Below are 1,568 nucleotides of genomic sequence, written 5' to 3'. Positions count from 1 at the left end.
CACGCTGCCTGCGCCGTCAGTGCCATACACCGGGGCATTAAACAGACCGCTAATGGCGCTGCTGCTGATGTCGACTGCATCAAACCCGCCGCTTTCATCCAGAGTTGCACCAGCACTAGCTGCCTTGGCCGAGGCACTCGGGCCATCGTCCTTGAAGCTGATGACCTTACCGATATCCAGAACCCCGCTTGCGTGATCCCCATCCTTATCGGTGACGGTCAAAGTCAAATTAACGTGGCCAGAGCCCAAAAAGGTGGCTTCATCGGGATCAGAGGTTGGGTGAACTACAGCCCGCAGCTGATCAAGGGTCACCTTGCCGCTACTGTCGACCGTGAGGCTAAATACCAGCTGGCCAGTTGTGGCCGTGCGACCTTCGAGGATCAAACCATGCATGCTCAGCTGAACTTGCTCACCAGTGGCGGTATCAATCAGACCAGAGTTGGCATTTTGTACATTCAGGCTGTAGCTCTGGGATCCCAGACCATCAGCCCCCGGCTGTACGTTGAACACACCACTAAAGTCAGCTGTTGCATCATGATTGAGGTTGGACTCATCGACCTGCAACTGCACAGCACCGCCCCAAGTAACAGTGGTGCTGACATCGTTGTAGTCGTAATCCGAGTTGAGGGTCATATCCTCCCAGTTCTGGTTGCCTGCGCTACCGGTATCCTGCAAATGTGAACCGCCAGGGTTGAGGCTCGCATCGCTGAACACGATGTTGGCACCATCGGCCCCACTCAACGCAGTGCTGCCAACGAATGCCTGCCACTTGCCATTAATAAACTGGAAAGTGACCGCGGCACCATCGCCAAGACCGGGATTGGCTCCTCCATTGGGGATAACAAAGAACCCGGTATGAGCAGGATCCAGCGAACTGATATCTGTCTGGCTTCCCACACTCTGACTGTGCACATTTGCCCAGATGACTTTGCCGGACAACGGAGTGCCATCATCACCTTTGACGTAGTAGCCATAGCTATTTGAATAACCGGCGTTGCTACCCAGGAAGGTGACTGAGGAAGTCAGGGACAGCTCACCCACCTGGATTGTCGGTGTATCATCGTTAATGGTGACGGCAAGTACGCCACTGGCACAGTCCCCATCGCCATCTGTCACCTTGTAGCCCACATTGAGGGTGAGATTGTCTTCGGTATCAGTCCCTGTGTGCATCAAGGGCTGCAGAATTTTCACCGAGTAGGCACCAGTGCTCGGGTCGGTAATGGTGACCGTCATCAAGAGACCGCGAGTGGAACTGATAGACAAGGTTCCACTTTGGGCATCCCACCCTGAGGTCACACTTTCACTTCCCAACGCAGTAGGCCCGGAGAGTTCAAGCGATTTGAGGCCATCAGCCCCAGCCTGATAAACCAGATTGCCCGTGACGCTGGTATTGGCCCCTGCAACATCACCAGAGCCACCATTGATCCCGCCAACAAGGCCTTCATCATCAAGAACCAAAGCAGCCTGAACATTGCTTGTTTTGGGGCCGTCATCCTCGAAGCGGAACACACCATTGGCGCCCAGGTCTACAGATGCACTGGCACGGTCACCATCAGCATCGGTCACGG

General features: G+C 55.0%; 1 protein-coding gene. It reads right to left on the bottom strand.

Annotated elements, in window-relative coordinates; genetic code table 11:
- A partial coding sequence (locus tag AAHA39_RS20535; protein WP_342690039.1) for a DUF5801 repeats-in-toxin domain-containing protein occupies positions 1-1,568 on the bottom strand: 1,568 nt, incomplete at both ends.

Source organism: Aeromonas sp. SE22 (assembly GCF_038739755.1).
Classification (GTDB): domain Bacteria; phylum Pseudomonadota; class Gammaproteobacteria; order Enterobacterales; family Aeromonadaceae; genus Aeromonas; species Aeromonas jandaei.
The sequence above is the reverse complement of the archived record's forward strand: the minus strand, read 5'-3'. Positions and strand labels throughout refer to the sequence as shown.